A 26612-nucleotide genomic window follows, 5' to 3' on the forward strand; every position below is an offset into this window, starting at 1 on the left:
ATTGATGCGACTAGAAGCTGGCTGTGAGCTTGTGTTTGAAGCAACAGCACTAACGCCGCTGATTTTAATGTTGCGACCTCGCAGCGGCGCGGGGCAGTGGGTTCTGCGCGAAGAGTATACGCTAGAGCCAGTGACTCCAGTGGTCGAATATACGGACAGCTACGGTAATTTGTGTCAGCGGTTAGTCGTTCCTGAAGGGCACTTCCGCGTCTACACAACTGCCTGTGTCGAGGCTGCTGCCACGATCGACGTAGAGCTGACGGCTCCGTATGTCCCCGTGCAAGATTTACCCGAAACGGTTCTGCAATTTTTGCTGCCCAGCCGCTACTGCGAAGCCGATCGTCTCGGTGCTTTAGCCAGTCAGATTGTTGGCGATTGTCCGCCAGGTTACACACAAGTCGAAGCAATTCGCCACTGGATTCACACCAATGTGACGTATCAGTATGGCACCAGTGACTCGTCTACATCAGCCGTTGATACTGCCGCCAAGAAAGTAGGCGTTTGCCGCGATTTTGCTCATTTGGGGATCGCTCTCTGCCGCAGTTTCAGTATTCCAGCACGCATGGTTGTGGGATACCTGTATCGGCTTGATCCAATGGATCTACATGCCTGGTTTGAAGCCTATGTGGGCGATCGCTGGTTTACCTTTGACGCGACGCAGGCAGAACCACGCGGTCATAGGATTGCGATCGCCTACGGACGTGATGCCGCTGATGTCGCCTTAGCCACTCAGTACGGACCGCTCACGCTCAATCAGATGCAGGTTTGGGTGAAGGCTATCCAAACTGAGCCTACTCAGCAAACCCAAGATTCTGACTCCCAGTAGTGCTCACAAAAAATAATGATCTAGTGTTGCTGATCTTAGTCTCTAGCTTGCAAGCTATTGCTGCGTCAACTCTAAAAACTAGGGTTAGTGATCTCTGAAACATCTGTCCAGCAAGCCTGACCAAAACCATCTACCCTAGAATTAAGCTGTGACGCAGCACTAGGGCGCATCATCAATTCGCTCCAAAACCTTGCGGTATCAGCCTGATCGCGCCCGTCCTAACACACCGGGCTAGGGGCTGGAACCCTTGCTGCAAGTCATGTGTAGTTGTAATTGATGACAGCCCCTAGCGATTGACCACCTCTATGCAGTCGCTACACCGATCGGGCAAGCAACGTTTGTCCCGCCTAACCCGCAATAGCCACCTGGATTCTTAGCAAGATACTGCTGATGATAGCCTTCGGCGTAATAGAACGTCGGTGCATCAATGATCTCAGTGGTGATCTCGCCGTAGCCTGAAGCATTCAACGCCTGCTGATAAGCAACACGTGACGCTTCTGCCAGCTCTCGCTGCGCGTCAGAATGCACATAAATGCCAGAACGATACTGAGTGCCTGTATCGTTGCCTTGTTTCATCCCTTGCGTTGGGTTGTGGCTTTCCCAGAAAACTTTGAGTAGCGTTTCGTAGCTGACCACTTTAGGATCAAAAACAACCTGCACGACCTCATTGTGTCCTGTCCTGCCCGAACAAACTTCCTGATAAGTCGGGTTGGGTGTGACCCCGGCTGCATAGCCAACAGCCGTGGAAAAAACGCCGTCTTGCTGCCAAAATTTACGTTCTGCACCCCAAAAACAGCCTAAGCCAAACATAGCCACCTCAGAACCATCGGGATACGGCGGTTTGAGCGGATTACCATTGACAAAGTGCTTGGCAGGAACGGGTAGAGGCTCTGTCCGTCCTGGCAACGCTTCTTCAGGAGTCGGTAGGCTGAGCTTTTTGCCCAATCCAAAGATTGCCATAAGGTTTAACTCCGATTTCTGATTAACAGTTTTACCTTTCTTTATAGTAACTTGCTGCTTGAATGGCTGCGATCGTCGGTTTACCGCCCATACGCTCGGTTTACCGTCCACGTGTAAGGGTAATTAGCAAGAAGGGCTAGAAAATGAGTCGGAAGCCATCAAAAACACCTGCAAGCCTTGAAGTCACACCTGGATGGCTGACGTGAACCTCAAAGACATGATTCTGCACACGATCATCAAAAAGCAGCTCTACAGTGCTTTGTCACATCATTGTCCCACGGCGTTCTAAAACGAATTTGAGCTTGATGCCGTTAGAGTCTCAGACGGTGATACCTGCGCTGCTTTAGCATTCGCTCCAAAGGTAACCTCTTCCACAGCACCTGGCTCTCCTAACCGCTTTGCTGCACTATCGTTCAGGCTAACCATGATCCCCCCCGCATTGCCCGCACGCAAGATGAGCTGCTTATTCGCTTCCCAAGCGCGCTGGGTACCCTCGGACAACACGCCTTCAAACTCAGTCTTGCCATCAACAACGATGCGCACCCAGGATTGCGCAGTCATCGTCACACCAATGCGGACAGACTTTTGCTGAGTGGGTAAGACGGGCGCAACGTCTGGCTGCTTGCTCGCTAGTAAAGAGGAGGCACTAGGCTGCGTGACGGTAGCGGCTTCTTTGGGTATCGGGGCGATCGTCCCAGTGTTGGTTTTATCGAGACCACTCAACTGTGGGGTTGACGAGCGGTTTAGCAGATAAGACAGCCCACTCACTGCGCTAATTACCAGCACCATATAGATCAGATAGAGATGCAATGGTCGCAACTGTGCCTGCACGGTACCTCGCCAGGAGGCTTTGGACGCTCTTAAGTCCGTTTGGGCGGGAAACGCATTCGCCAGCTCTACTCCATCGATCCCGATCGCGTCAGCATAACGGCGAATAAACCCCTGTACATAAACAGGCTCAGGCAATTGATCAATGTCTCCAGTTTCGATCGCAGCCAGCAGACGGACTGGAATCAACGTTTTTTTGGCAACTGTTTCCAGCGAAATCCGCTGCTTTTGACGAAACTGCTGCAACTGATAGCCCAGCTCTTTGAGCCTTAGCGCCTGCTCTGGGTTAATTTGAACCATTTGGTTAATCATCGGCTGTACTCCTCGCGCGTCGCAGTCTCCCTCTTTGATGGTAGGTCAAGTTGAGCGTTCAAGAAGGTAATCTCTGTATCTTTCAACGGACGATATTGACCACTTGGCAGAATCGCTGCGCCCGGAGCTTGCAGTTGAATCGTACCGATCGCCGTCCGGTGCAACTGTAGTACTGGATACCCTAACTGTTCGGCAATACGACGAATTTGGCGATTTCTGCCCTCTGTCAAAACGATCCGCAATAGTGTTTTACGATGTGGAGATTGTTCCAGCACAGTGACGTTAGTTGGTAATGTACGGCGACCAGATAACAGGACTCCTTGCCGCCATTGCTGTAACACTGACTCATCAGGGCAACCCTCAACCCAGACTTCATACGTTTTGGGGATGTGGTGTCGGGGATGGGTGAGATAAAAGGTCAAAGCTCCATCATTAGTCAGCAGGAGCGCTCCTGTAGACTCTGCATCTAAACGCCCGACTGGATGAACGCCGTGACCCTCTTTGAGGGAGTCTGGCAGCAGATCAAGCACTGTTGGACGTTGCCAGGGATCGGTACAGGTGGAAAGCACACCCGCAGGCTTGTGGAGCAAAAGATAAATTGATGTAGGGCGATCGGCGGGCTGTATGAAAACGCCATCAACGGCAATTTGATCAACAATAGGGTTTGCTTTTTGCCCAAGCTGAGCGATCGTGCCATTAAGTTGTACCCGTCCAGCCAGAATCATCTGCTCCGCTTGACGACGCGACGCAATACCCCATTGAGACAATAGCTTTTGTAACCGTTCATCCATACTCAAAGTCAGGTTGATGAAGCAAGGCAGGGGCACGGAAAGGTGTCTGACCAGCAGCGAAAGCCAAGAACTTCATCACTATACTAGGAAAAATTAAGACTAACGTGATATGAGTCTATTTTTCCTCATTCTCATTCTCATCTGTGGCAACTCAACATCCTGTCTTACGCTGTGAGTAGAATGATGAAACGTGAGTAGAGCCAACAGCCTTTTGTGCCTTAGAACTGGGAGGCTTTCTTATCCTTGGCAATCGCTTAAGATAGGTCGTAGTGAAGGTCTATCTCATACATCAGCAGTCGGGTGCGTTGATTGAAAGTTCCCTACGTAAACCTGAAGATGTCTAAGAATCTGCCGCTGCCTCAAACAGAACCGCTGACGGTTAAGACTCCTTCTACGACCAAACGCCTGACGAACACGCTGAAATCGCGCTTACACGCTCCAAAAGCGACTGGCTTTGGGCATCTTGCCGTGGGGGCAGTGGCGATCGCAGCAGCGCTACTGACTGCCAGCCAATCGAACCTGTCTCAACTGCTGGAGCGTCAGGTACAGACCCTCTTTTTTGAGTTGCGCGGTCCAGTCAAACCACCGCAAGCAGTAGTTATCCTGGCGATCGACGAAGATTCTCTTTCGCAAGGGAAGAAAGTTTATCCGATCGACCAAAAAAAATATGCGTTCTTGAAGCCCTTGCAGACTTGGCCCTGGAACCGGGCAGCCTATGCACGGGCGATCGATCAATTAATGGCGGCTGGTGCGCGATCGGTGGCGATCGATTTGATTTTTGATTCCCCCAGCAGCGACCCTGAGGGCGATCGGGCGTTGCAGCAGGCGTTACAGCGCTATGCAGGACGCGTGACCTTAGCGGCTCAATATGAGGATACAAACACCGCTCAAGGCATTCTGACGCAGCTACTGGGACCGCACGACCTGTTCCAGACCAAACCGATGTCTGTTGGCTCCATTAACTACCTCGTTGAGCCAAACAGCCGGATTCATCTACTGGGCAGTCGGTTTACGCAACAAATGGCTCAGACAAACCTCTCAAAGCCACCTCAAGAGTGGTTAATCGGTTCCCAGACTGTGATGCCATCCTTTGCAGAAGCGGCAATGCGCTCCTCTCAGCTAAGGTATCCGGCACCACGAGGCGAGAATATCTTTTTCTACGGTCCCGCTGGCACGTTTGAGCAGATAGCCTTTTGGCACGTGCTTGATCCTGGTAATTGGCAGACGCTTGCAAAACGCGGTGCGTTCAAAGACAAAATTGTGCTCGTTGGTCCCACCTTCAAGCTGTCACAAGACTTTCATGCGGCTCCTTTTTCCGGTAGCCCTTTGTATGGTCAGCTCATGTCTGGGGTAGAAGTGAATGCGAATGCGATCGCGACCCTTCTAGACAATCAATCAATTGCTGATGGCATCACTAGCGCACCACTCCAGGGAGTCTTTGTGTTCGTTGTGGTGGTGGCAGCAGGCTTCCTTCAAAGCAGGACAAAGCGTGCTTTACGGCGTTTTGCAGTAGCAATGGGTCTGATGCTGCTTTGGGGCGGCGTTACTTATATTGTCTTTACTCAGCAGCGGCTGATCCTACCTGCCGCTGTACCAATGAGCGCGATCGCGCTTAGTGGAACTGCCTACCTCTTTCTTGGCATTGCCAGCGAAAAATTCAAGCTGCGCCGTACGATCAAAGACTATGCAGGTTCACCGCTGATTCAAGAAATCATTAGTAAAAGTGAGCAAGATGATCTAAAAGATCTGCTGCCGGAATACCGGGAGCAAGAGATGTTTGGGAAGAAGCTGATGGGGCGCTACACCATTAGAAAAGTGCTTGGCTCTGGTGGTTTCGGCGAAACGTATATCGCTGAAGATACTCAGCGACCGGGTAACCCAGCCTGTGTTGTCAAGCAGCTTCGCCCCAACAGTAATAACCCTAAATTGTTTCAACTGGCGCGGCGCTTGTTTCAGCAAGAGGCAGAAACGCTCGAAAAACTGGGCAAACACAAGCAAATTCCGCAATTGCTGGCGTATTTTGAGGAAGATCAAGAATTTTACCTGGTTCAAGAGTTTATTCCAGGGCAACCGCTGAGTAGTGAATTATCGCTAGGCAAGCAGGTGCCTGAATTTAGAGTGGTAGCGATCGTGCAAGAATTGCTGACAATTCTGGAGTTTGTCCATAGTCATCATGTCATCCACCGAGATATCAAACCGAACAACGTTATCCGCCGTCGCTCTGATGGCAAACTCGTCCTGATCGACTTTGGAGCTGTCAAAGAAATCAGCCAGTTGACGGAAGACGATCGGCGCACTGGCTTTACCGTTGGCATTGGCACTCAGGGCTATATGCCTAACGAACAGTGTGCGGGTAATCCCCGTTTTAATAGTGATGTTTATGCGGTTGGCATGACAGGCATTCAAGCGCTGACTGGCTTGTCGCCCAATCAACTCACTCAGGATAAAAACACGGGTGAGATTCCCTGGAGACACCGAGCGCAGGTCAGTTATGCGTTTGCAGAAGTGCTCAGCAAAATGGTGCGCTATGACTTTAGGAAACGTTACCAGTCTGCTACGGAGGCGCTACAGGCGCTGCAAAATTTAGGGAACGTTGCTTTTACGCCAGCCATCCTAGACATTGATGAGTCGCCGCAGCTTGATGCTGATGTTGATTCACCGATCGCAGCATCCACTCAACCTTGGCCCAAAACCTTTGGTGATCTCAATGCTTATCTACCCACTACGGAGGCTGCGCCTGATCACGACACGCAATCCGATCGCTAGTCAAGCTGTCTAAGCCTAGGCAGTGTTTTAAAACTCCTAATTGCTTTGTTACCGAGAACTTCTGCCCCCTCAATCCCCCAATTCTGGGGGACTTTGAAGCTGGTTTGTAAGCCCCCAAGTTTGGGGGTTGGGGGCTTTCGAGGGTTTTAAAACACGCCCTAGCCGTTAGGAGCCAGCATCATCGACAGACACAACCTCAACGGTTGGTTCGATCGTCTCTTCCACGGCAATGTCGCAGGCTTGCTGCACCACAAACGGCAGAAAGGCACCTTTTAGCCCACGTTTTATGCGCTCTGGTGTCTCTTCAAACACTACAAACAAGGGGTAAGTGTTGTCAGCCCCTTCGCTCAGAATATGCTTGTAGCGCAATGGCAGATCCCACTCATAGCCACGACTGAGCACAACCTGTGTTTGTCGCCATCGACTGAGCAAATCAGAGAAGTCTTCTCCGGGTCGGTGGATAAAGACGAAAACCTCGACACCAGTTTTAATCTTCCATTCTGGATCGCACATCAGAATCGCCAGATCGCATGGTAAACACAGCGCTTCAGTACCTGTGCCACCCGATCCGCTGGGAGAGGCGGCATGACGAAACTTGACGATCGGCAGCGGAATCGTAATCAAGCTCTCATCGGGACGACGCATACTGGGAAGCAGTTCCAGGTAAGGGCGATACTGCTTGAGTAGGGCGATCGCCCCTAGCGCATCACAACACTCAGCCAAAACTGCTTCGTAGTGAGTTCGGTTAATAGACATACGTTCGCTGACGATCGGGCTTAACCCAGTTTCTCAAACACCGCAAACATTGGCAGATACATCGACAGCAGAATCGAACCCACCATACCGCCCAGGAAGAGGATCATAATCGGCTCCATGATGCTGGTTAGCGCCTTCACCGCTTGCTCCACCTCGTCCTCATAAAAATCCGCCACCTTCATGAGCATCTGATCGATTTCACCTGTTTCTTCACCAATGCTAATCATCTGAATCGCCATCAGTGGGAAAACCTGCTCTCGCTGGAGCGCAATGCTAATCATGCCACCTGTTTGAATCTCGCGTCGTGCTTCATCAACCGCATTGGCAATGATTTGATTGCCCGCTGTATCACGCACAATCTCCAAACACGTCAGAATCGGCACACCCGATCGCGTTAACGAACCAAACGTACGGCAAAAGCGGGCAGTCGCCGTCTTCTGAATCAAATCGCCGAAGAGAGGCACTTTCAAGGAAAGGCGATCGATCGTCTCGCGCCCGACCCGTGTTTTGTAGTACTGATTGTAGGCAAAAATACATGCAGGAATAATGATGAACAGAATGAGTACCTTGGGGCTGCGGAGAAACTCACTAATGCCCATCATTGCCCGCGTAAACAGCGGCAACTCGACCCCAATATCCTCAAAAATGTTCGCAAACACAGGCAGCAGAAACACCGTCATCGCTACAAAAATGATTGTCGCCAGCACGCCTACCACAACGGGATAAGAGAGTGCCGCCTTAATCTGGTTCTGTAAGCGGGCGACATCTTCCAGCAGTTTTGCCAAACGATTTAGTACTTCATCCAGCACCCCGCCCACTTTGCCTGCTTGAATCATGGCGACATACAGGTTATCAAAACAGCTCGGATGCTTGCGCATCGCATCGGAAAGGTTCATCCCCTGCTGGACATCAGAGCTGATTTCCAACAGCGCTGCTTTGAATTTGGGGTTGGTGCATTGCTCAGATAACACACCAAGCCCTCTAACCATTGCCACACCAGCACTTACTAGCACAGCAAACTGTCGTGAGAACACAGCCTTATCTTTGACCGTCACCTTTGCCATCGACGTTTGAAGCTTCTTCATGTCGAAGTTCAAAGACAGCCCTTCGTCCTGTTTCAGGTCTTGAATAAAGAGACCCCGTTCACGCAGGGCAGTACGGGCATCGCTAATAGTTTCGGCAACGATTTTTTCTTTCTTGGCGTTCCCTTTTACATCTTGAACACGAGCAACGAAGGTAGGCATGGTGGGTACCAGAATGGAAGAAGGAGTGAACCGAGAAGCCCTACGAACTTCTAACACACAGATAGCATGTTGGAAGTTTTGAAAGATGAGATGACGGTGAGCGTCTTTTTTACTCTTGCCAATCAAACGCTAACCGTTGGTCAACCAATCAGCTGTGATCATTGCAGATTGGTAACGCGATCGATCTCTAATGCAACAGAGGATACTCGATTGTACTGCCGCTAAGAAGATGTCAACCAATCCAACGACAGAAAAACCGTCTAGCGCTTGACCGCACCTGCAGTCGCTGCACCCGCAGTCGCTCCGCCAATGAGCCGCTGAATTTCATCGGGGCGGGATGTTTTCGACATCGCGGCTTCAAAGGAAATCAGACCCGCTTTGTACTGATCAGCAAGCACCTTTTCTAGAGTTTGCATACCGAGCTTGCCACCCGTTTGAATCGCTGAGTAGATCTGAGCCGTTTTGCCTTCTCGAATCAGGTTAGAGATGGCAGGCGTGATGATCATAATTTCCTGTGCCATTACTCGCCCATATTCGCCTGGTTTGGGGTTCTTCTTGGGTACGAGGGTTTGGCTAAAGACCGCGACTAGCGAGTTGGACAACTGGACTCTTACCTGGGTCTGCCGCTCGGAGGGAAACACGTCGATCATCCGGTCAACAGTTTGAGAGGCTGAACTGGTATGCAGGGTACCAAAGACCAGGTGTCCCGTTTCAGCCGCAGAGATGGCGAGGGAGATCGTTTCCAGGTCGCGCATCTCACCCACAAGTACGATGTCAGGATCTTCACGCAGAGCGGCTTTGAGCGCGTTGGCAAAACTTTTGGTGTCTTCACCCAACTGCCGCTGGTGTACCAGACTTTTGATGGGTTCGTAGACAAATTCGATCGGGTCTTCGATCGTCAAAATATGTTCGGCACGGGTGCGATTGATCAGGTCGATCATAGCAGCCAGGGTTGTGGTTTTACCTGAACCAGTCGGTCCAGTCACCAGAATCAGTCCTCTGGGCTTCTCGGTCATATCGCGGACGACATCGGGCAGACCGAGTTTCTCAAAGTTAGGGATTTTGGAGCTGAGTGCTCTGAGGCAAGCGGCGTAGGTGCCCCGGTCTTTGTAGACGTTGACACGGAAGCGGGCTAAGCCTCGTACGCCATAGGAGCAGTCAAGCTCCCAGTTTTGCTCCAGGTTTTTACGCTGCGTGTTGTTGAGCATACTGAAGATCAGTCGCTGACATTCTTCAGCGGTGAGTGACTGGTCGCCGATCGGCTGCAAGTGACCGCTGATGCGAAAGTAAGGGGGCAGACCAGCGGTTAAGTGCAGGTCGGAGCCGCCCATTTCAATCAACTGCTCCATCAGGTCTTCAATCATCAACTCCATGAGGCTTGCTCCTTTGAGGAATGGTTAGCGATTTGCCGATCGTGTGTGGTTGGTTAGGACGCGATCGCTCATTCAAGCAGTGCAAACAACTAGCAATCTAGTCTACCCATTCATTGTGCTTGAACCGTCAAGATTAAAGCGATCGGTTTTCGGTTACCATCAGCCAGAACGCAGCGGCGGCTTAATCCTGGAAGCGTGGGGTCATGCAGTAAGGGCAATCGATCCACTCTTGCTTGAGATCGGCGCTACAGATGCGGCAACTCAACGAGGTTTTGCGCTTGGCTCTCAGTTCAGATTCTAAACCGGTGTCTGTAAAGGTAACGCGCTCAACTTCTTCAAGCGTGGTTTGACCAGTACGCACCAGGTTCAGGCTATACGCTAACAGCGTTTGCATACCTTCTTCTACCGCAATTTCTTTGATCGACTCGGTGGGAGCGCCCTGTGCAATCAAATTTTGCAGGCGTTCAGTCACGCGCATTACCTCATAGACACCGCAGCGTCCTTTGTAACCAGCGCCCCCACACTTTGCACACAGTTCCTTTTTCGATCGCGCTTCCTGAATCTCATTGGGCTGTAGCGTATTAGCCTTGTACAGGGTCAACTCACCATCGCGGGAAGCCGATAAACCAAAGCGTGCCAACTCTTCTCTGGAAGGCGTATAGGCTGTACAGCATTCACTGCAAACGCGTCGCATCAAGCGTTGCGCGACGACACCCAGCAGCGCACCGGAAACCATGAACGGTTCCACGCCCATTTCATCCAGACGAGCGATCGCCCCTGCGGCATCGTTGGTATGAAGAGTTGTCAGTACCAGGTGTCCCGTAAGGGCAGCTTCGATAGCGGTCTTAGCTGTTTCACGGTCACGGGTTTCACCCACCAGAATCACATCTGGATCTTGACGCAGAAAGGCTCTCAGGATGGCGGCGAAGTCCATACCTTTCTCGCGGATCACCTGTACCTGAGTTAAACCGGGCAGCGAGTACTCAATGGGATCTTCGGCTGTGCTGATATTGACCCCTGGATCATTCCGCTCAGCCAGCGCCGAGTAGAGCGTCGTTGTTTTACCAGACCCGGTTGGACCCGTTACCAAAATCAAACCGAAGGGTCGCCGTACCATATCTTGTACGATTTGGAGCGATTCTGGATCGGTGATTAGTTTGTCTAACCCTAGCTGTGTAGCAGAGTTGTCCAGAATCCGCAGCACGACCTTTTCACCATAGCGACTGGGTAGCGTGTTGACCCGAAAATCGACTTTGCGACCGTCATAGATGCGCCGAATCCGTCCGTCTTGGGGTGCTCGACGCTCGGCAATATCAAGTTGAGCAATAATTTTGAAGCGAGCCGTCACCGATGGAATGATCTTTTTAGGAAACGGTTCGGGGAAGGGTTCTCGCAAGACTCCATCTTTGCGAAACCGTACGCGCAGAAATTCTTCTTGCGGCTCAATGTGAATGTCAGAAACACCTTCTTGCAAGGCTCTAATCATAATCTTGTTGACGAGGGCAATAACGGGTGCAGCTTCTGCGTCAGCAACATCAAGGTTGGCATCGTTGTCTTCGGGCGCATCTTGCAAATCGAGATAGCCCAGCCCTTCAAGATCTTTGTTGACATCAACTTTTGACTGGTCTTCAAGCTGCTTCTCGCGCTTCTCTTTTTCGTCCAGGTACTGATTGATCAGGCGGCGATAATCTTCTACCGTAATCACGAGCCGCTGGAGCGCCAACCCTTGAGGACGCAATCGACGGTTCAGGTCATCCTGTGCTTGTAGATTATCTGGATCGACCATGGCAACCAGCACAAAGGGCGGCTGGTTATCGCTTTTGGAGAGAGGAACAAGACTGTAGCGGCGACAGAGGTCGATCGGAATGAGTGTATCAATCAACTCACTGACTTGAGTGCTTGTAATCTGGCTGACTTCGGGATCAAGTGATTCAACACCATAAAGAATCTTCAACTCAAAGAGCTGCTGCTTTTTGTACTGACGAAGCAGATCAGGCGGCAGCTGTTGCCCTGTGAGGGACTCCAATACGTCGATCAGCGCTCTACCAGACTTGCGGCTTTCGATGAGAGCCTGCTGCATCTGAGAGTTGTTGACATAGCCAGACTGAACTAGCTTGTTGCCAAACGGAGAGAAGTTATTCTGGACGACGAGCGCACGACGTTGAGAAGAGGAGTTAGTCATAGCGGGTTGAAGAGGGTCTTCTGGTTTACTGAAATATGCCCAAAAAGCTACAAGAAATCGCTAAGTAATACTTGCTTTCGACAAAAATTGCTCGATAAAGCAGACTAAGCACAGCTTCACCTGGCGTGATTAAGTTCAACACAATCAAGTTCAATCTGATCGAGCTACAACCTATGCAAGTTGAAATGAGTGTCGTGCAGTCAGTAATCAGCCATTAGCATAAGACGATGAGCGATAAACTTCACTCATGATGATTCCATCAAAATTGTGCCTTTTAGCTTCCGACACGTAATGTCAGCGATCGCTTACATAGGCAAGTTTTATCTCGCTAAGTCTTAGCGAGATGGCTCAGCTTAACCTTTACTGTTCCAAATCATAGCCCCTACGGCTCAGTTCGTCAGACGTTTGGATCAGTTTGTTCACTCAAGCGGCTGCATAACGACCAGTAGTGCGTTCGGCTAGCTTTATGCTCGGTAGGAGCTTACGTCATCCTGCGGCGCGGCATGATGTCAGGAGCGATCGCAGGTTTAGCTAAGCGCTAGTGATGGATTCTCGCCGTCGCTTCATTCTCAAAACGTATAGGATAAATCTGGTAGCCAACAAGCAGTCTTGAGGATTGGGATGAAAGCGCGATGATTGACGAAGAAAATCAGTATGAGAACGTACAAAGTTCAGCATCTGGCTCCTCAGAGAGTCCTTTGAACGCAGCGGATGCTGCTTCGCTAGAGGGTGGCTTTGCCGGAGAGCCAACGATCGATGTACCATCAGCGGCTCCCTTGAGTGATAGCGAGGGGACAATGCCCTTTACCGACGTGCCAGAAGTCGTTGTTGATCAAGCACCAGGAATAGCTGATCCGGTGGCGGTACTGGCAGAAAAGGACAATGAGATTAAACTTCTCAAGTCTCAGCTAGAAGAACGTTCCAACCAGTGTGTGCGGATTGCGGCTGACTTTGACAACTACCGCAAACGCACTCAACGAGAACGTGAGGACTTAGAACTGCAAGTAAAGTGCTCGACCATCAACGAGCTATTACCCGTGGTGGATAACTTTGAGCGGGCACGATCGCACATTAAGCCTCAAACGGAGCAAGAAACAACGATTCACAAAAGTTATCAGAGCGTTTACAAGCAATTGGTTGATTGTTTGAAACGCATTGGCGTTGCACCCATGCGCTCTGAGGGCAAAGAGTTTGACCCCAGCCTGCATGAAGCGGTCATGCGGCAGCCAACGGACGAACACCCCGAAGGTACGGTTATGGAGGAACTGGTGCGTGGCTATCTACTCGGCGATCGCGTGCTTCGCCATGCACTGGTAAAAGTTGCTGCTGCCCCAGAGCCCGTGATAACCTCGGAGGAGGCTGATCAGAGCGGTGCAGAAAACTAATTTTGCCGGATACGTTTAATTCCAAAGCTAATTTGGGAATGCTTGGAAGCAGAACCGTTGAGCGGTGTAACCACTGTAAGACATCGTTGCTCAGCAACGTTCATCGATAATCTAAGCATCGAAACTCACTTCACGTATTTTACCGCCACTTGCTATGGGAAAAGTCATTGGTATCGACCTGGGCACGACAAATAGCTGCGTTGCTGTCCTAGAGGGTGGTCAACCGATCGTCATCTCCAACTCGGAGGGTGGACGCACGACTCCAAGCATGGTTGGCTTTGGCAAAGTCGGCGATCGTCTTGTGGGGCAATTAGCGAAGCGGCAAGCAGTCACCAACGCCGAAAACACCGTCTTCAGCATTAAACGCTTCATTGGTCGTCGTTGGGACGATACCGAAATGGAGCGATCGCGGGTTCCCTATGTCTGCGTCAAAGGCAAAGACGATACTGTCGATGTGCAGATTCGCGGACGCAACTTCACGCCCCAAGAAGTGTCAGCAATGGTGCTGCAAAAGCTTAAGCAGGATGCCGAAAATTACCTGGGTGAACCTGTACAGCAAGCCGTTATCACCGTGCCTGCTTACTTTAGCGATGCCCAAAGACAGGCAACCAAAGATGCAGGCACAATCGCTGGACTGGAAGTACTACGGATTATCAACGAGCCTACCGCAGCGGCACTTGCCTATGGCATGGAAAAGCAGGATCAAGACCAGTGCATTCTGGTGTTTGACCTCGGCGGCGGTACCTTTGATGTCTCCATTCTTCAGATGGGCGATGGAGTGTTTGAAGTCAAAGCAACCTCTGGCAACAACCACTTAGGCGGTGATGACTTTGACGACTGCATTGTGCGCTGGATGATTACGAGCTTCAAAGACCAGGAAGGCATCGATCTGTCGATCGATAAAATGGCGCTCCAACGGTTGCGAGAAGCGGCTGAGAAAGCAAAGATCGAGCTTTCTGGTACGCTCACAACTTCGATTAATCTGCCGTTCATTACAGCGGATGACACCGGACCCAAGCATCTGGAAATGGAGCTTAACCGCTCAACGTTTGAAGAGTTAGTCAGCCATCTGGTCGAAGGCACCATTAAACCGACTGAACAGGCACTCAAAGATTCCGATTTGACCATCACCGACATCGATCGCATCCTCTTAGTCGGCGGCTCGACTCGCATTCCTGCTGTGCAAGACGCGATTCGCAAGTACTTCAACAACAAGGCACCCGATCGATCGGTGAACCCTGATGAAGCGGTAGCATTGGGTGCAGCAATTCAGGGTGGTGTGCTGGGTGGTGAAGTCAAAGACTTGCTGCTGCTCGACGTAACGCCGCTCTCGCTGGGTATCGAAACGCTAGGTGAAGTCTTCACAAAAATTATCGAGCGTAACACCACCATTCCAACCAGTAAGACTCAAGTTTTTTCAACGGCAACGGATGGTCAAACCTCTGTCGAAATCCACGCCCTTCAAGGCGAACGAGCCATGGCAAAGGATAACAAGAGTCTGGGTAAGTTCCAGCTCAACGGCATTCCGCCTGCGCCTCGTGGGGTGCCGCAAATCGAAGTCTCGTTTGACATCGACGCAAACGGCATTCTCAAAGTCTCTGCCCGTGACAAGGGCACGGGGCGCGAACAAAGCGTTTCAACCACTAATACAGGTGGTCTTAGCCCCAGTGAAATTGAACGGATACGCCTTGATGCAGAAGTCTTCGCGGAGGAAGATGAGCGCCGCAAGAAGCTGGTGGCGTTGAAGAATCAGGCAGACAGCTTGTTCTACAGCTACGAGACGACTCTTCGAGACAACGATGAGTTCATTGCGGACGACCTCAAGGTGCAGGCGTTGGAGAAAGTGACGGAGTTGAAAGCTGCTGCCGCCGATCCGACGATCGCGCCAGAAACGTTCAGACAACGCCTGGATACGCTCCAAGAAACGCTGCTGGCGATCGGTGCCTCCGTCTACCAGCGTGCCAACGAAGTGCCTAGCGATGAAGCAACCACACAGTTTCATCCATCAAATGGGTCGCTTGATCCAGACGACGACTACAACTTTGAAAACGATGCTACCGTCACAGCAGATTACGAGGCTGTAGATTAGTTAAGGTATAGGAGTGGTCGGTAGAGAGTCGCGGTAGAGGGTGAGCGTCCGAAACCAAACCTCCAGACCCAGAACTCAGCCCCCAGCTCTAAACATCCTTTTACCCTCCCAGCAGTACTCTATGGCTCGTGACTATTACGAAATCCTCGGCGTGTCGCGCGACGCTGACAAAGAGGACATTAAACAGGCGTATCGGCGTTTAGCACGTCGATATCATCCTGACGTGAACAAAGAAGACGGAGCCGAAGAGCGCTTCAAGGAGATCAATCGCGCCTACGAAGTGCTTTCAGAACCCGAAATGCGTGCCCGCTACAACCAATTTGGGGAAGCTGGTGTCGGCTCAGCGGCTGGAGGCGGCTTCCAGGACTTTGGCGATATGGGCGGGTTTGCCGATATTTTTGAGAGTTTCTTCAGTGGGTTTTCTGGCGGTGGTGCTCCTGGTCAAACAGGACGACGACGTAGCGGTCCCATGCGAGGCGACGATTTGCGTCTTGACCTGAAGCTAGAGTTTCGTGAGGCTATTTTTGGAGGTGAGCGTGAGATTCGCATCAATCACCTGGAAACCTGCACGACTTGTAGCGGCACAGGTGCAAAACCTGGTACACGCCCCCGCACCTGTTCTACCTGTAGCGGTGCAGGACAGGTACGCCGTGCCACTCGTACCCCTTTCGGCAGTTTTACACAAGTCTCTGTTTGCCCAACCTGTGCTGGTAGTGGGCAAGTTGTAGAGGAAAAATGCGAGGTGTGTAGCGGTAACGGTCAGCGTCAAGAAACGAAGAAGCTGAAGATCAATGTTCCGGCTGGGGTGGATAATGGCACTCGCTTACGCGTTTCCAACGAAGGCGATGCGGGACAACGTAGTGGACCTCCTGGCGACCTTTATGTTTATCTCTTCGTCAATGAAGACCCAGAATTTCAGCGCGAAGGGGTTAATATTCTTTCGGAACTCAAGATCAGCTATGTGCAGGCGATTTTAGGCTCTCGCGTGGAGGTCAATACCGTTGATAACGAACCTCAGGAACTGTTGATTCCACCAGGAACGCAGTCGGGTAAGGTTCTAACGCTGGAAGGTAAGGGTGTGCCAAAGCTGGGAAATCCGGTGAGTCGCGGCGATTATCTCATTACGATTTCGATCGACATTCCCACAAAGATCTCGGTAGAAGAGCGGGAGCTGCTGGAGAAATTGGCGAAACTACGGGGCGATCGCATTGGCAAGAGTGGGATTGAAGGGTTCTTTGGCAAGGTGTTTGGTACATGAACTCAGCGCAATCCTTGTCTGCAACTCCTGATGCTCAACTGGATTTGCGCGGTACGCCCTGCCCGATCAACTTTGTACGTACCAAACTCAAGCTTGACCAGATGCCTCCTGGAGCCCTTTTAGAAGTTTGGCTCGATCCCGGCGAACCGATCGAGCAGGTGCCTGATAGTTTAACGATGGAAGGTTACGGCATTGAGCAGATTGAAGACCGCTCCGGCTTCTTTGCGATCAAGATTCGGCGACCTGTCCTGGAATGTGAATCTTGAGTAAGGCACGTTGTCGCAACGCAAACTTTCCCAAACGAGCCATGAGTGTTGAGCTATGAGTTCTCACTTGAACGACCCTCTCAACACTCAAAATACGACTGAGGTTGGAAAGTCTGCATCGTCTGCGCCACTTTGGGGCATGGTTGTGGCGGTGCAGGCAAATTATTATCATGTGAAGCTTGATTCTGGTCAGCGGTCAGCGGTCAGCAGTCAGCGGTCAGCGGTCAGCAGTGAGCAGTCAGCGGTCAGCAGTCAGCGGTCAGCGGTCAGCGGTCAGCGGTCAGCGGGTGACCAAGATGCTGCTGTGGAGCGAACTGAGAGCTGTAACCTGCAAGCTGCAAACTTACAAGTGCTGCTCTGTACTCGTCGATCGCGCCTGAAGAAAATTGGGCAGCGGGTTATGGTGGGCGATCGTGTTGAGGTTGTAGAACCGGATTGGGTCAGTGGGCGGGGGGCAATCGCGCAGGTTCTACCACGTCAATCAGAGTTGGATCGTCCCCCTGTTGCTAATGCAGACCAATTGCTGCTAGTGTTTGCGATGGTTGAGCCGACTCTAGATCCGCATCAACTGAGTCATTTTTTAATTAAAGCGGAGACGACGGAGCTACAGGTTTGTCTTTGCTTGAATAAGAGCGACCTTGCGACGGCTGATGAACGCGACCATTGGTACGATCGCTTGCAGCAGTGGGGCTATGCACCCATCTTAATTAGCGTGCATCAGGCGACCGGATTGACTGCTCTGGATGCTCAGCTTCGTCACCGCGTCACGATCGTTTCGGGTCCTTCAGGTGTCGGCAAGTCGAGCTTGATCAATCGGCTGATACCCAGCTCTGATTTGAGGGTTGCGTCTGTTTCTGGCAAGCTTGGGCGTGGACGACACACAACACGACACGTAGAGCTGTTTGAGCTGCCAACGGGCGGTTTGCTGGCAGATACGCCTGGGTTCAACCAACCGGATTTGGACTGTGCGCCGGAGGATCTGGCAACCTATTTCCCGGAAGCTCGATCGCGGCTGGCAGTAGCGAGTTGCCAGTTCAGCGATTGCCTGCACCGGGATGAGCCTAATTGCGTAGTGCGGGGTGACTGGGAGCGCTATGAGCATTATTTGCATTTTCTGGCAGCGGCGATCGCCCGCCAAGACGCATTGAATAAGCTCGGTGATAGTGAGTCAACTATGAAGCGCAAGAGCGATCGAGATGGCGAACAGTACGAACCCAAGCTAGAAACGAAAAAATATCGTCGTCCGTCACGTCGTGTCCAGCAGCAAACGCTACAGAACATGCGATATGACTTGAAGGATGCTTCGCTGGATGGGGATTGAAGAGAGGAGGAAAGATAAAGGATTAGGACTTACGTGGGTTTAGATCCCCGACTTCTGATGAAAACTTAGCCATCAAAGCCTGCGCCCTTATAGAAGTCGGGGATCTTTGCGTAAGTCTAAAGGATAAAGGGTGCTGATTGATTGGCTCTGTTCGCCTGGGTTGAAGTGAAGCTAGAATCGCGTTACTAGCACTTGAAAATTAAGTCGCATTGACCGCTGTAGGTTATTTAATCCACCCAAGCGCAGACTGAGAGCGTTTCAGTGATGTTCGTTTTATGAGAAAACCATTTGCTCGGCTGAAGTTTTTGCCCTGGCGATCGCTGTTTCAAGCAGCGTTTTTTGCCGTGTTGCTGCTGGCGTTGCCGATCGATCTTTTGCTGCGGCTTGCGGTTCGCTATGGTAATCAGTCACCTGTGCTTGAGAGCCTTCTCACAGTGCTGCTCTCACCATTGCCATCCCTGGTGCTGAGCTTAGGCATTCCGGTTGGACTAGGCGCATTAGCCGTTTATGTTTTGGAGCGTGTCGATCGCTCCAGCATCACCACAGGCAGCTTGTGGGGTTTAGTGCTGTGCGTTGTGCTTGTACTCTTGCTGGAGCAGTGGCTGATTTCTGGGTCGCCTGGATTTAGTATGACTGAGCTAGTACTGATTACAGTGGGTGTCTTTTGGAAAGGGCGACCGTACTGGCGCTCCTACAGTCGATGGTAGTGTGTTCAGGACGGTGACGAGTCTGAGGGATCAACGGCAGTAACCAACCGTTCCAAAACATCGGTCAGACGATCGAGCCGTTTGAGCGATTCATTTTGCGTCTCTATCAGCGTTTGTACGGCATCAGTGAGCGCAAAAACCTGATAGCCCTGCTGTTGTACCTGATCTGCCAATGTGTCCACGCGTTGCGATAGCCGATCGACGGTTTCGATCGTCGTCAGCATGGCTTCGCCGATTTGTAGCACAATTGACTCTAATTCTGGGCGATCTTGAGCGTCCACAGTCCACAAACCTTGAGGTTGAGAAGCGTTGTATGTAGTGGTTTGACAGAAGCAACCGATCGCTTTGAAACACTACCTTACTTGACCTGAATCTTTGCCAGCGATGTGTTCTGGTAGTAGTGCAGCAAAATTTGCTGATAGTTATTGCCAACCTGCGCCAAGTTGTAAGCACCCCACTGGCTCAAGCCTAGTCCATGACCAAATCCGCGCCCAACCACCTGAAAGGTACTGGGGGAAGTCTGAGCTTTTTCTTTACTTGCTTCTAGCACAGGCTGAGGAACAATGCTAAAAAGCGTACTTCTCAGATTCAGGGCTGTCTGAAGGGCTTCACCACTGACAGTTTTGCGACCTTTATCCCCCACGACTTGCATTGACTTGATGCGTCCGCATCGAGTCTTGTCGACAACCTGAAAAGACACGATGTTCCCCACTCCAGGGATGCGCTTGCTCAAGGCGCTGCGGGAGAACGCTTCTCCCCACTGAGCCACGGGCGAAACTTCGTTAAAGCCTTCCTGTACCGATCGCAGATAAGGGACTGGATTTGACCACACATCCTCAGAATTTTCGGTACAACCGCCAGCCGATGAATGAAAGGCAGCTTCAATGATTTGACCACTGGAAATTAGCACTTGCTCGGCTGTAGCGTTAACCGCTGCTTGAGTGCCAGTTGATTCATCCCGTATGCCTCGGTAGACTTGTGAGGCGGTGGTGTCTACCACGTCATAAATGCCATTCAGAGATTTCTGGCGATGAAACAGCGCATAGGAACGGGCAGCAACTGCCTGTGCTTTGAGGGCTTCTGGGGGCCAGTTGCCGTTCATTTCGCCACCCAGAACGCTGTAAAGATACTGTTCTAGATCGACGTAATTGATTGCTGTGAGTCCACTTTTGCTGGGGACAACGAGTGTGCGTCCACGATACCAGCGATCGCCAATGTAGACATAACCGCCATCCGTTGGTTCGACCCAAAGTTGCCCCGACTGCCAGCGATCGAGGCTCACGCTGCCCTGCTTTGGTTGGGCAATGAAGGCATTCATCGGTGCAATTTCACCCAATGGACGACCGCTGCCATCACGCACGATCGCCTTTGTTGAACTACCCACGGCTACCTGACTCACGCCTTCGTCGATCGCTACCCGCAGTTCCAACGCGGCTGCGGCAGGACGACCAACAACGCTTTCTATTACAGAAAAGGCTGCTATCCAGATGAAAATGCCTAACCACCAACTGCGTCCGTTTGAATGCTTCAGTGCTCTCAGTTGAGCCAGCGAAAGGGGGAAGCGTTCCAATGACATGTTCTAGAAGTCTCCTCACAGGTTTAAGCGCTTAAAGGTGATCGTTAGCGCAAGGGTAATGCACAACTCAAATTGCATTAAGTCAACGAGGCTTAATATAAGTCAAATTGCTTTAGATAGAGTCAGCCATTCTGGTGCAGATGTTCCCAACGTACGCCAGATGTACCGTTGTAAAGGAAGCGATACAGCGTTTGCCCTTTGTATCTTGTGTTTTCAGCGTTTGTAACATTTGTTAAAGCAGATCGATTAAAGCCGATCTGTGACTCCCTTGTCTCTGGCAAGCCCTTATTTCCTTCGCCTATGTCAGTATAGGTTCAGGAAGGAAATCCGTTTGGATGACTAAGTTTTGCAGATTACATTTCTTGGAACCAGTTCTGGTGTGCCGACGCGATCGCGGAATGTTTCTGGTGTGGCATTGCGCTTGCCTCAGCGGGCTGAATTCTGGCTATTTGACTGCGGTGAAGGTACACAGCATCAGCTTTTACGCAGTGACATTAAAAGCAGTCAACTGACCCGCATCTTTGTCACCCATATGCACGGGGATCACATCTTTGGGTTGATGGGCTTGCTGGCAAGCTGTGGGATGGCGGGCAATGTGCAGCGCGTCGATATCTACGGTCCGCCTGACCTGGATGAATACCTCAAAGCCTGTCGGCGCTACTCGCAAACGCATTTCTCGTACCCCATCAAAGTGCATACGGTGCGTCCCGGCGTGATTTATGAAGACAGCGAGTTCACGGTGAGCTGTGGCTTGCTCAAGCATCGTGTGCCCGCTTATGGCTATCGGATTGCTGAGCGCGATCGTCCTGGGCATTTTGATGTCAAACGAGCCGCGTCACTCGGTATTCCGTCGGGTCCGCTCTACGGCAAGCTGAAGCGCGGTGAGAGCATCACGCTGCCCGATGGACGACCAATCGACGGGACTGATCTTTGCGGTCCAACAGAAATTGGGCGCAAGCTGGCGTACTGCACTGATACGGTTTACTGCGATACATCGGTTGAACTGGCTCAAGATGCCGATGTGCTCATTCACGAAGCCACCTTTGCCCACCAAGATGCTGAAATGGCGTATCAACGGCTGCATTCTACCTCAACGATGGCAGCGCAAGTGGCGTTAACAGCGCAAGCGAAACGGCTAATCATGACGCATTTTAGTCCGCGTTACGCACCCGGCAATGAAATCGAACTGAGAGATCTGTTGGCAGAGGCTCGTGCCATTTTCCCAGCAACAGAGATGGCTTCAGATTTCTGGACTTACGAGATCCCTCGCAGGCAAGCGGCAGCATTAACGGCTGTTTAAAGGGATGGTTGCGATCGAGTCATACACTCTCGAACCGTTATGTGCGGTCTAAGAACACCCGCTTCACGGTTGACGATCGCTTTTGCGGAGACGATCGCGGACTTTCTCCATCACTGCCTGACTGCTAATCGGCGATCGCGGTTGTGGTAGCTCAGTATTAGGCCAGCCTGGTAAATCGATACAGGGGCACTCCAAATCTGCAACACCCTGTATTTTCACAGGCACGGGCATGGCACAGCGAGAGCAGGGATCGACTTCCCAGGCAGGGCTTAGAAGTTCCGCGATCGTTTGATTCGTGCCTTCCAGGTAGCAATCGCCTGCTGCGGCTGAGCGCACTTGCTGCCAGCAGTCCTCAAACTCCTGACTGTAGCGATCGCCCTGGATCACCGGACGAGGCTGCAAGAAAGCCTCACCACCGCGAACGGCAAGACGCTTGCCCAACTGGAACCAGTAGGCGAGATACTCTCTAACGTGTTGTTCAGATGCCATAGCGCTAAAACAAAGGGCGAAAACTGCCCTGCGATAATTGAATTAGTATCTACTCTCCTTATGGCGCTTCTGTGGTTAACAGGTCTCTTGCCAAAGGCGGAGTTTGCACACGGATTGCGGCTGATCGTTCCATGCTAGTCCTTGTAGGTTGGCTTTCAGTGGGCGTAAATCTGTAACTATGCTTAAGTTCTCGCTGCTGTGGGAGGGAAATAAGCACGGAGGAACCGCAGAGACGCAGAGACGCGGAGGCAGCACTCGGACTGCAAACCTTTGCACTCGACGCTCTTTTAGGTCTCTACGCCTGCGTCTTTTAGCGGTACGCCTAGTGTGCTCAGATTGAGAACATGTCCGCCAGTGACGAGGTAAACGGGATGAGCGATCGCCCCAATGTGCCGTGTGAGGGTACCGAGGCGATCGCGGAACAAGCGTCCAACGGGATAGGCGGGCACTACGCCCCAGCCTGTTTCTTCTGCCACAAAAATGATGTCGCTGGTGACATGATGCAAGGTTTCTAAGAGGGTCTCTAGCGTTTTGTTCCAGGCAGTATCGTCTTGCTCTAAAAGGTTTGCTAGCCAGGTGCCCAAGGAGTCTACTAAGAGACAACTGCCTGACGGCGCGGTTTGAATGGTTTCTGCTAACGCGATCGGAACCGTCAGTGTTTGCCAGGTAGAAGGACGACGCTGGCAATGTTGCTCAATGCGGGTTTGCCATTCACGATCGCTCGGCTCGACCTGAGCGGTTGCCACATAAAACACAGGTTTGCCAGAACGCCCTGCCAATGCCTCAGCCCATTCACTCTTACCCGATCGCGCCGGACCTGTCACCAGTATGAGCTGATGGTCAGAAGCCATTGCAGTCACTCCTTGATCTACTGATTGACTGAGTTCTCAACCTGCTCACCTCCGATCGACTGTCTTAGCCAAGATGTTCAAACTTTTTTACCTGGTGCATCCATTCAGCCATGTGGTGAGTAGTGTTCTCTAGCAACGTCAGGAACCGTTACCCGTTCCACGCTGCGTATCAGGCGCTCAAGGTTGGGCAGCGATCGCCGCTATTCAACTCTGCAACGCTCTGTACGTTAGCGCTGCTTTGCCGTGGGTGTTGACTGACGCTACCTAACTGTCTGATGAAGCGATCGATCGATCAGCCGTAGCAGACAGCCTACCCGTTTCGATCAGTGATGACCCTACTAAATGATGAGCCGCAGTTCATAAAAGTCTACCTGTAAACAAAACACAACCAGAGGAGCAATTGACGTGGCAAGTATCCTAGGCACCCCCAATAGCGATCTTCTTCGTGGCACCGATGCCAGCGATCTCTTAGCGGGTGGTGATGGCAATGATGCCCTGTTTGGTGGCGCAAGTAGCGATGCCCTTTTGGGCGGTGCAGGCAATGATGTGCTGGATGGCGATGGCGATCTGGGGTTGGTGGCATTAACAAAAGAGGGGAATACCCTGGTTGCGTTTGACCCCACCCGCCCGGAGCAAACAACGACGACCAGTGTGACGGGCATTGATGGCAACCTGATTGGCATTGATGTGCGTTCAGCCAACGGGCTGCTCTACGGTATTACAGATACAAACAAGCTTTATACGATCGACTTCACAACCGGAGCCGCTACCTTTGTCAGCACCCTCTCAGCGCCTTTTAACGGTGGCGCACAGTCCGGTGTAGATTTTAACCCCGCTGCCGATCGCCTGCGTTTAGTGGGCAGCAACGACCAAAACTTCCGCCTCAATGTCGATACAGGTGCGCTGGCTGACTTTGATGCCGTAACACCGGGCGTGCAACCCGACGGCAACTTAGCCTATTTAGCAAGCGACGTTAACGCTGGCACAGACCCAAACATTACAGCAGCAGCTTACATCAATGCCTTCCCTGGCGCACCGACACCCACAGGCGTGACACCGCCAACGCGCACCACACAACTTTTTGGCATCGACTCCAATCTGGATGTGCTGGTGCTGCAAAACCCGCCCAACGATGGTGGACTCCAAACGATCGGTTCCCTGGGTGTTGATTTTGGTCGCACAGGCGGCTTCGACATCTTCTCACCCCAAAGCGGACAGAATACTTCATATGCCACATCTGGTTCGACGCTGTATACCGTTGATCTCGCAACAGGTAAAGCAACCGTTGCAGGCACGATCGGCGATGGCTCCCTTGATATCCTTGGTTTAGCCGCGCTGACGCTAACACCAGGTACCAGCGGCGATGACGTGCTAAATGGTGAAGCGGGTGATGACGTGCTGAGAGGCGGGGCGGGCAACGACCTGCTCAACAGCGGCAGCGGCAACGATAGTCTGGCTGGCGGCGCTGGTACCGATGCTCTCTACGGCGGTGCTGGTAACGATACGCTTCTGGGTGGTGACGGCAATGATGTACTCAACAGCGATGCTGATTTGCGTGTCTTTGGCTTGACGGACAGCAACACCCTGGTTTCGCTTGACCTTAGTGGTGCCGGACAACCAACTACGATCGCTGTCACTGGCATCGACGGCAATCTCATCGGTATCGACGTGCGGTCTGCCAATGGCTTGCTGTACGGTGCCACCGACACTAACAAGGTCTACACGATCGACTTTGCTACGGGTGCAGCCACTTTCGTCAGCACACTCTCAACCCCTTTTAATGCGGGTCAGCAGTCTGGGTTTGACTTTAACCCTGCCGCCGATCGCCTCCGTTTAGTAGGCAGCAACGACCAAAACTTCCGCATCAACGTCGATACAGGCGCACTGGCTGACTTTGATGCCGTAACACCGGGCGTTCAACCCGACGGCAACTTAGCGTATGTAGTGGGCGATGTTAACTTTGGCGTAAATCCCAATATCACAGCGGCAGCGTATACTAATGCCTTTCCTGGCTTGCCCACACCTACAGGCGTGACACCGCCGACGCGCACCACACAACTTTTTGGCATCGACTCCAACCTGGATGTGCTGGTGCTGCAAAACCCACCCAATGATGGCGGACTCCAGACGATCGGCTCCCTGGGCATTGACTTTAACGCGACAGGCGGCTTTGACATCTTCTCGCCCCAAAGCGGGACAAACGTTGCCATTGCTTCGTCGAACTCGACGCTGTACAGCATTGACTTGACGACGGGCAAAGCTACCACCATTGGCGCGATCGACGGCTCCTTTGACCTGATCGGTCTGGCAGCAGCAGCCGTCAGCGATCCCACCACCAGCGGCAATGACACGCTCAACGGCGGTTTGGGCAATGACACCTTCCGGGCGGGTGCAGGCAGCGATACGCTCACAGGCGGCGGCGGACAAGACACCTTTGCCATTCGTCTGGGCGATGGCACTGATACAATCACCGACTTCGGTGGTGTTGGTCGCAATACCAATCCCTCTGCGGCAGTGGTGGCAGAAACGGACGTGTTGCAATTTCAGGGTGCGGGGTTAGTTGCCAGAAATCTCCTGCTCACGCAAACCGGGGCTGACTTGAACTTGACGTTTGCAGGCGCTGCCAATACACAGGTAACGCTCAAAGACTTTGCGCTAGAGAATCTAGATAACCTGCAACAAGCGACTGGAGCCGCTGTTAACTTGAGCAACATCCTGTTTGACGGGCAGGCATTAGGGCAGGACAGCTTTGATGTCTTTAACGCTGATTCGGTGATGACCAATCTGTTTAACCGCAATACAGTGACGTTTCTCAATGACCTCGACAACACCGTCTTTGGATTTGACGACTCCGATGATGTGATCAATGGTCAGGGTGGCAACGACACCATCTACGGCTGCAGCGGCAACGACTTGCTACGAGGCGGCGCTGGCAATGACCGTCTCTTCGGTGGGTTGGGTGCCGATCGCTTTACCTTCGATACCGGAGTCGCGTTTGACAGCGCGGCACTGGGCGTAGACACGATCGTGGACTTCAGACCAACCGAGAGTGACACGATCGTGCTGAGCAAGCAGACGTTTACAGCGCTCACAACGCCAGCAGGCAGTACACTTACAGGCGATGACTTCGCGGTCATCAATGATGCGGTCAACGGTGCCACATTAGCAGCCGCCAGCATCGCACGTATTGTGTTCAACGAAGCAACAGGCGACCTGTTCTATAACCAGGACAGCACAACGGCTGGCTTTGGCTCTGGCGGACGGTTCGCCACTCTGGCAGCAGGAGGCACATCCCCGTCTGCTAGCAGTTTCCTGACTGCTTAATGACCATC

21 protein-coding genes are annotated in these 26612 nt (G+C 52.0%); 10 read left to right on the plus strand and 11 right to left on the minus strand.

What is annotated here, in order from left to right; translation table 11 throughout:
• Positions 1–4: 4 nt before the first annotated feature.
• Positions 5–826: a transglutaminase family protein gene (locus tag AC5JO6_RS19480; protein ID WP_496082707.1), complete on the plus strand. Its 822-nt coding sequence runs from the start codon at positions 5–7 to the stop codon at positions 824–826.
• 303 nt (positions 827–1129) lie between these two features.
• Here AC5JO6_RS19480 and msrA read toward each other — a convergent pair whose 3' ends face one another.
• The 3 genes from msrA to AC5JO6_RS19495 form a co-directional block, all read right to left on the minus strand.
• Entirely contained in the window at positions 1130–1786 is a 657-nt protein-coding gene (msrA, locus tag AC5JO6_RS19485) for a peptide-methionine (S)-S-oxide reductase MsrA (RefSeq protein WP_496082708.1), read from the minus strand.
• Positions 1787–2071: 285 nt separating this feature from the next.
• On the minus strand, positions 2072–2926 hold the full coding sequence (locus AC5JO6_RS19490; RefSeq protein ID WP_496082709.1) for a helix-turn-helix domain-containing protein: 855 nt from the start codon (positions 2924–2926) through the stop codon (positions 2072–2074).
• Complete coding sequence (locus tag AC5JO6_RS19495) at positions 2923–3717, minus strand: pseudouridine synthase (RefSeq protein WP_496082710.1); 795 nt, start codon at positions 3715–3717, stop codon at positions 2923–2925. Before AC5JO6_RS19495 ends, AC5JO6_RS19490 begins: the two co-directional genes overlap by 4 nt.
• Before the next feature lie 336 nt (positions 3718–4053).
• Between AC5JO6_RS19495 and AC5JO6_RS19500 the strand changes: the two genes are divergently transcribed.
• Positions 4054–6483: a CHASE2 domain-containing protein gene (locus AC5JO6_RS19500; RefSeq protein WP_496082711.1), complete on the plus strand. Its 2430-nt coding sequence runs from the start codon at positions 4054–4056 to the stop codon at positions 6481–6483.
• Between the two features lie 165 nt (positions 6484–6648).
• Here the strand turns inward: AC5JO6_RS19500 and AC5JO6_RS19505 are convergent, their stop codons facing one another.
• The 4 genes from AC5JO6_RS19505 to AC5JO6_RS19520 form a co-directional block, all read right to left on the minus strand.
• Positions 6649–7239, minus strand: coding sequence for a hypothetical protein (locus tag AC5JO6_RS19505; RefSeq protein WP_496082712.1), 591 nt, complete (start codon positions 7237–7239; stop codon positions 6649–6651).
• Positions 7240–7259: 20 nt separating this feature from the next.
• Complete coding sequence (locus AC5JO6_RS19510; protein ID WP_496082713.1) at positions 7260–8483, minus strand: type II secretion system F family protein; 1224 nt, start codon at positions 8481–8483, stop codon at positions 7260–7262.
• Between the two features lie 260 nt (positions 8484–8743).
• Complete coding sequence (locus tag AC5JO6_RS19515) at positions 8744–9856, minus strand: type IV pilus twitching motility protein PilT (protein WP_496082714.1); 1113 nt, start codon at positions 9854–9856, stop codon at positions 8744–8746.
• Positions 9857–10037: 181 nt separating this feature from the next.
• Positions 10038–12038, minus strand: a complete 2001-nt coding sequence (locus AC5JO6_RS19520; RefSeq protein WP_496082715.1) for a GspE/PulE family protein — start codon at positions 12036–12038, stop codon at positions 10038–10040.
• Between the two features lie 632 nt (positions 12039–12670).
• Here AC5JO6_RS19520 and grpE point away from each other — a divergent pair.
• The 6 genes from grpE to AC5JO6_RS19550 all read left to right on the plus strand — a co-directional run bounded on the left by grpE (position 12671) and on the right by AC5JO6_RS19550 (position 19064).
• Positions 12671–13423, plus strand: coding sequence for a nucleotide exchange factor GrpE (gene grpE, locus AC5JO6_RS19525; protein WP_496082716.1), 753 nt, complete (start codon positions 12671–12673; stop codon positions 13421–13423).
• Between the two features lie 154 nt (positions 13424–13577).
• Complete coding sequence (dnaK, locus tag AC5JO6_RS19530; protein ID WP_496082717.1) at positions 13578–15512, plus strand: molecular chaperone DnaK; 1935 nt, start codon at positions 13578–13580, stop codon at positions 15510–15512.
• 121 nt (positions 15513–15633) lie between these two features.
• Entirely contained in the window at positions 15634–16770 is a 1137-nt protein-coding gene (gene dnaJ / locus AC5JO6_RS19535) for a molecular chaperone DnaJ (protein ID WP_496082718.1), read from the plus strand.
• Entirely contained in the window at positions 16767–17036 is a 270-nt protein-coding gene (locus tag AC5JO6_RS19540; protein ID WP_496082719.1) for a sulfurtransferase TusA family protein, read from the plus strand. The genes dnaJ and AC5JO6_RS19540 overlap by 4 nt, the downstream gene beginning before the upstream one ends.
• A gap of 55 nt (positions 17037–17091) precedes the next feature.
• On the plus strand, positions 17092–18357 hold the full coding sequence (gene rsgA, locus AC5JO6_RS19545) for a small ribosomal subunit biogenesis GTPase RsgA (RefSeq protein WP_496082720.1): 1266 nt from the start codon (positions 17092–17094) through the stop codon (positions 18355–18357).
• A gap of 275 nt (positions 18358–18632) precedes the next feature.
• A complete protein-coding gene (locus tag AC5JO6_RS19550) occupies positions 18633–19064 on the plus strand; it encodes a peptide chain release factor 1 (protein ID WP_496082721.1) in 432 nt (143 codons plus the stop codon).
• Between the two features lie 5 nt (positions 19065–19069).
• Here the strand turns inward: AC5JO6_RS19550 and AC5JO6_RS19555 are convergent, their stop codons facing one another.
• Both AC5JO6_RS19555 and AC5JO6_RS19560 read right to left on the minus strand, forming a co-directional pair.
• Positions 19070–19345, minus strand: a complete 276-nt coding sequence (locus AC5JO6_RS19555) for a hypothetical protein (RefSeq protein WP_496082722.1) — start codon at positions 19343–19345, stop codon at positions 19070–19072.
• A 77-nt stretch (positions 19346–19422) separates the two neighbouring features.
• On the minus strand, positions 19423–20640 hold the full coding sequence (locus tag AC5JO6_RS19560) for a SpoIID/LytB domain-containing protein (RefSeq protein WP_496082723.1): 1218 nt from the start codon (positions 20638–20640) through the stop codon (positions 19423–19425).
• Positions 20641–20986: 346 nt separating this feature from the next.
• On the opposite strand from AC5JO6_RS19560, the gene AC5JO6_RS19565 reads away from it, so the two are divergent.
• A complete protein-coding gene (locus tag AC5JO6_RS19565) occupies positions 20987–21940 on the plus strand; it encodes a ribonuclease Z (protein WP_496082724.1) in 954 nt (317 codons plus the stop codon).
• A gap of 63 nt (positions 21941–22003) precedes the next feature.
• Here AC5JO6_RS19565 and AC5JO6_RS19570 read toward each other — a convergent pair whose 3' ends face one another.
• Together AC5JO6_RS19570 and cobU are read right to left on the minus strand one after the other, a co-directional pair.
• Positions 22004–22429, minus strand: coding sequence for a hypothetical protein (locus tag AC5JO6_RS19570; RefSeq protein ID WP_496082725.1), 426 nt, complete (start codon positions 22427–22429; stop codon positions 22004–22006).
• A gap of 287 nt (positions 22430–22716) precedes the next feature.
• Positions 22717–23280: a bifunctional adenosylcobinamide kinase/adenosylcobinamide-phosphate guanylyltransferase gene (cobU, locus tag AC5JO6_RS19575; protein ID WP_496082726.1), complete on the minus strand. Its 564-nt coding sequence runs from the start codon at positions 23278–23280 to the stop codon at positions 22717–22719.
• Between the two features lie 405 nt (positions 23281–23685).
• On the opposite strand from cobU, the gene AC5JO6_RS19580 reads away from it, so the two are divergent.
• Entirely contained in the window at positions 23686–26604 is a 2919-nt protein-coding gene (locus AC5JO6_RS19580) for a DUF4394 domain-containing protein (RefSeq protein WP_496082727.1), read from the plus strand.
• The last annotated feature ends 8 nt before the right edge of the window (positions 26605–26612 follow it).

Source organism: Tildeniella sp. (assembly GCF_059505325.1).

Coding starts and splice junctions, on each gene's coding strand:
- grpE (WP_496082716.1), top strand. CDS start 12,671: ATGATTGACGAAGAAAATCAGTATGAGAACGTACAAAGTTCAGCATCT.
- AC5JO6_RS19570 (WP_496082725.1), bottom strand. CDS start 22,429: ATGGCATCTGAACAACACGTTAGAGAGTATCTCGCCTACTGGTTCCAG.
- rsgA (WP_496082720.1), top strand. CDS start 17,092: ATGAGTTCTCACTTGAACGACCCTCTCAACACTCAAAATACGACTGAG.
- AC5JO6_RS19480 (WP_496082707.1), top strand. CDS start 5: ATGCGACTAGAAGCTGGCTGTGAGCTTGTGTTTGAAGCAACAGCACTA.
- dnaJ (WP_496082718.1), top strand. CDS start 15,634: ATGGCTCGTGACTATTACGAAATCCTCGGCGTGTCGCGCGACGCTGAC.
- AC5JO6_RS19560 (WP_496082723.1), bottom strand. CDS start 20,640: ATGTCATTGGAACGCTTCCCCCTTTCGCTGGCTCAACTGAGAGCACTG.
- AC5JO6_RS19510 (WP_496082713.1), bottom strand. CDS start 8,483: ATGCCTACCTTCGTTGCTCGTGTTCAAGATGTAAAAGGGAACGCCAAG.
- AC5JO6_RS19505 (WP_496082712.1), bottom strand. CDS start 7,239: ATGTCTATTAACCGAACTCACTACGAAGCAGTTTTGGCTGAGTGTTGT.
- AC5JO6_RS19550 (WP_496082721.1), top strand. CDS start 18,633: ATGAGAAAACCATTTGCTCGGCTGAAGTTTTTGCCCTGGCGATCGCTG.
- msrA (WP_496082708.1), bottom strand. CDS start 1,786: ATGGCAATCTTTGGATTGGGCAAAAAGCTCAGCCTACCGACTCCTGAA.
- AC5JO6_RS19490 (WP_496082709.1), bottom strand. CDS start 2,926: ATGATTAACCAAATGGTTCAAATTAACCCAGAGCAGGCGCTAAGGCTC.
- AC5JO6_RS19515 (WP_496082714.1), bottom strand. CDS start 9,856: ATGGAGTTGATGATTGAAGACCTGATGGAGCAGTTGATTGAAATGGGC.
- dnaK (WP_496082717.1), top strand. CDS start 13,578: ATGGGAAAAGTCATTGGTATCGACCTGGGCACGACAAATAGCTGCGTT.
- AC5JO6_RS19500 (WP_496082711.1), top strand. CDS start 4,054: ATGTCTAAGAATCTGCCGCTGCCTCAAACAGAACCGCTGACGGTTAAG.
- AC5JO6_RS19540 (WP_496082719.1), top strand. CDS start 16,767: ATGAACTCAGCGCAATCCTTGTCTGCAACTCCTGATGCTCAACTGGAT.
- AC5JO6_RS19520 (WP_496082715.1), bottom strand. CDS start 12,038: ATGACTAACTCCTCTTCTCAACGTCGTGCGCTCGTCGTCCAGAATAAC.
- AC5JO6_RS19495 (WP_496082710.1), bottom strand. CDS start 3,717: ATGGATGAACGGTTACAAAAGCTATTGTCTCAATGGGGTATTGCGTCG.
- cobU (WP_496082726.1), bottom strand. CDS start 23,280: ATGGCTTCTGACCATCAGCTCATACTGGTGACAGGTCCGGCGCGATCG.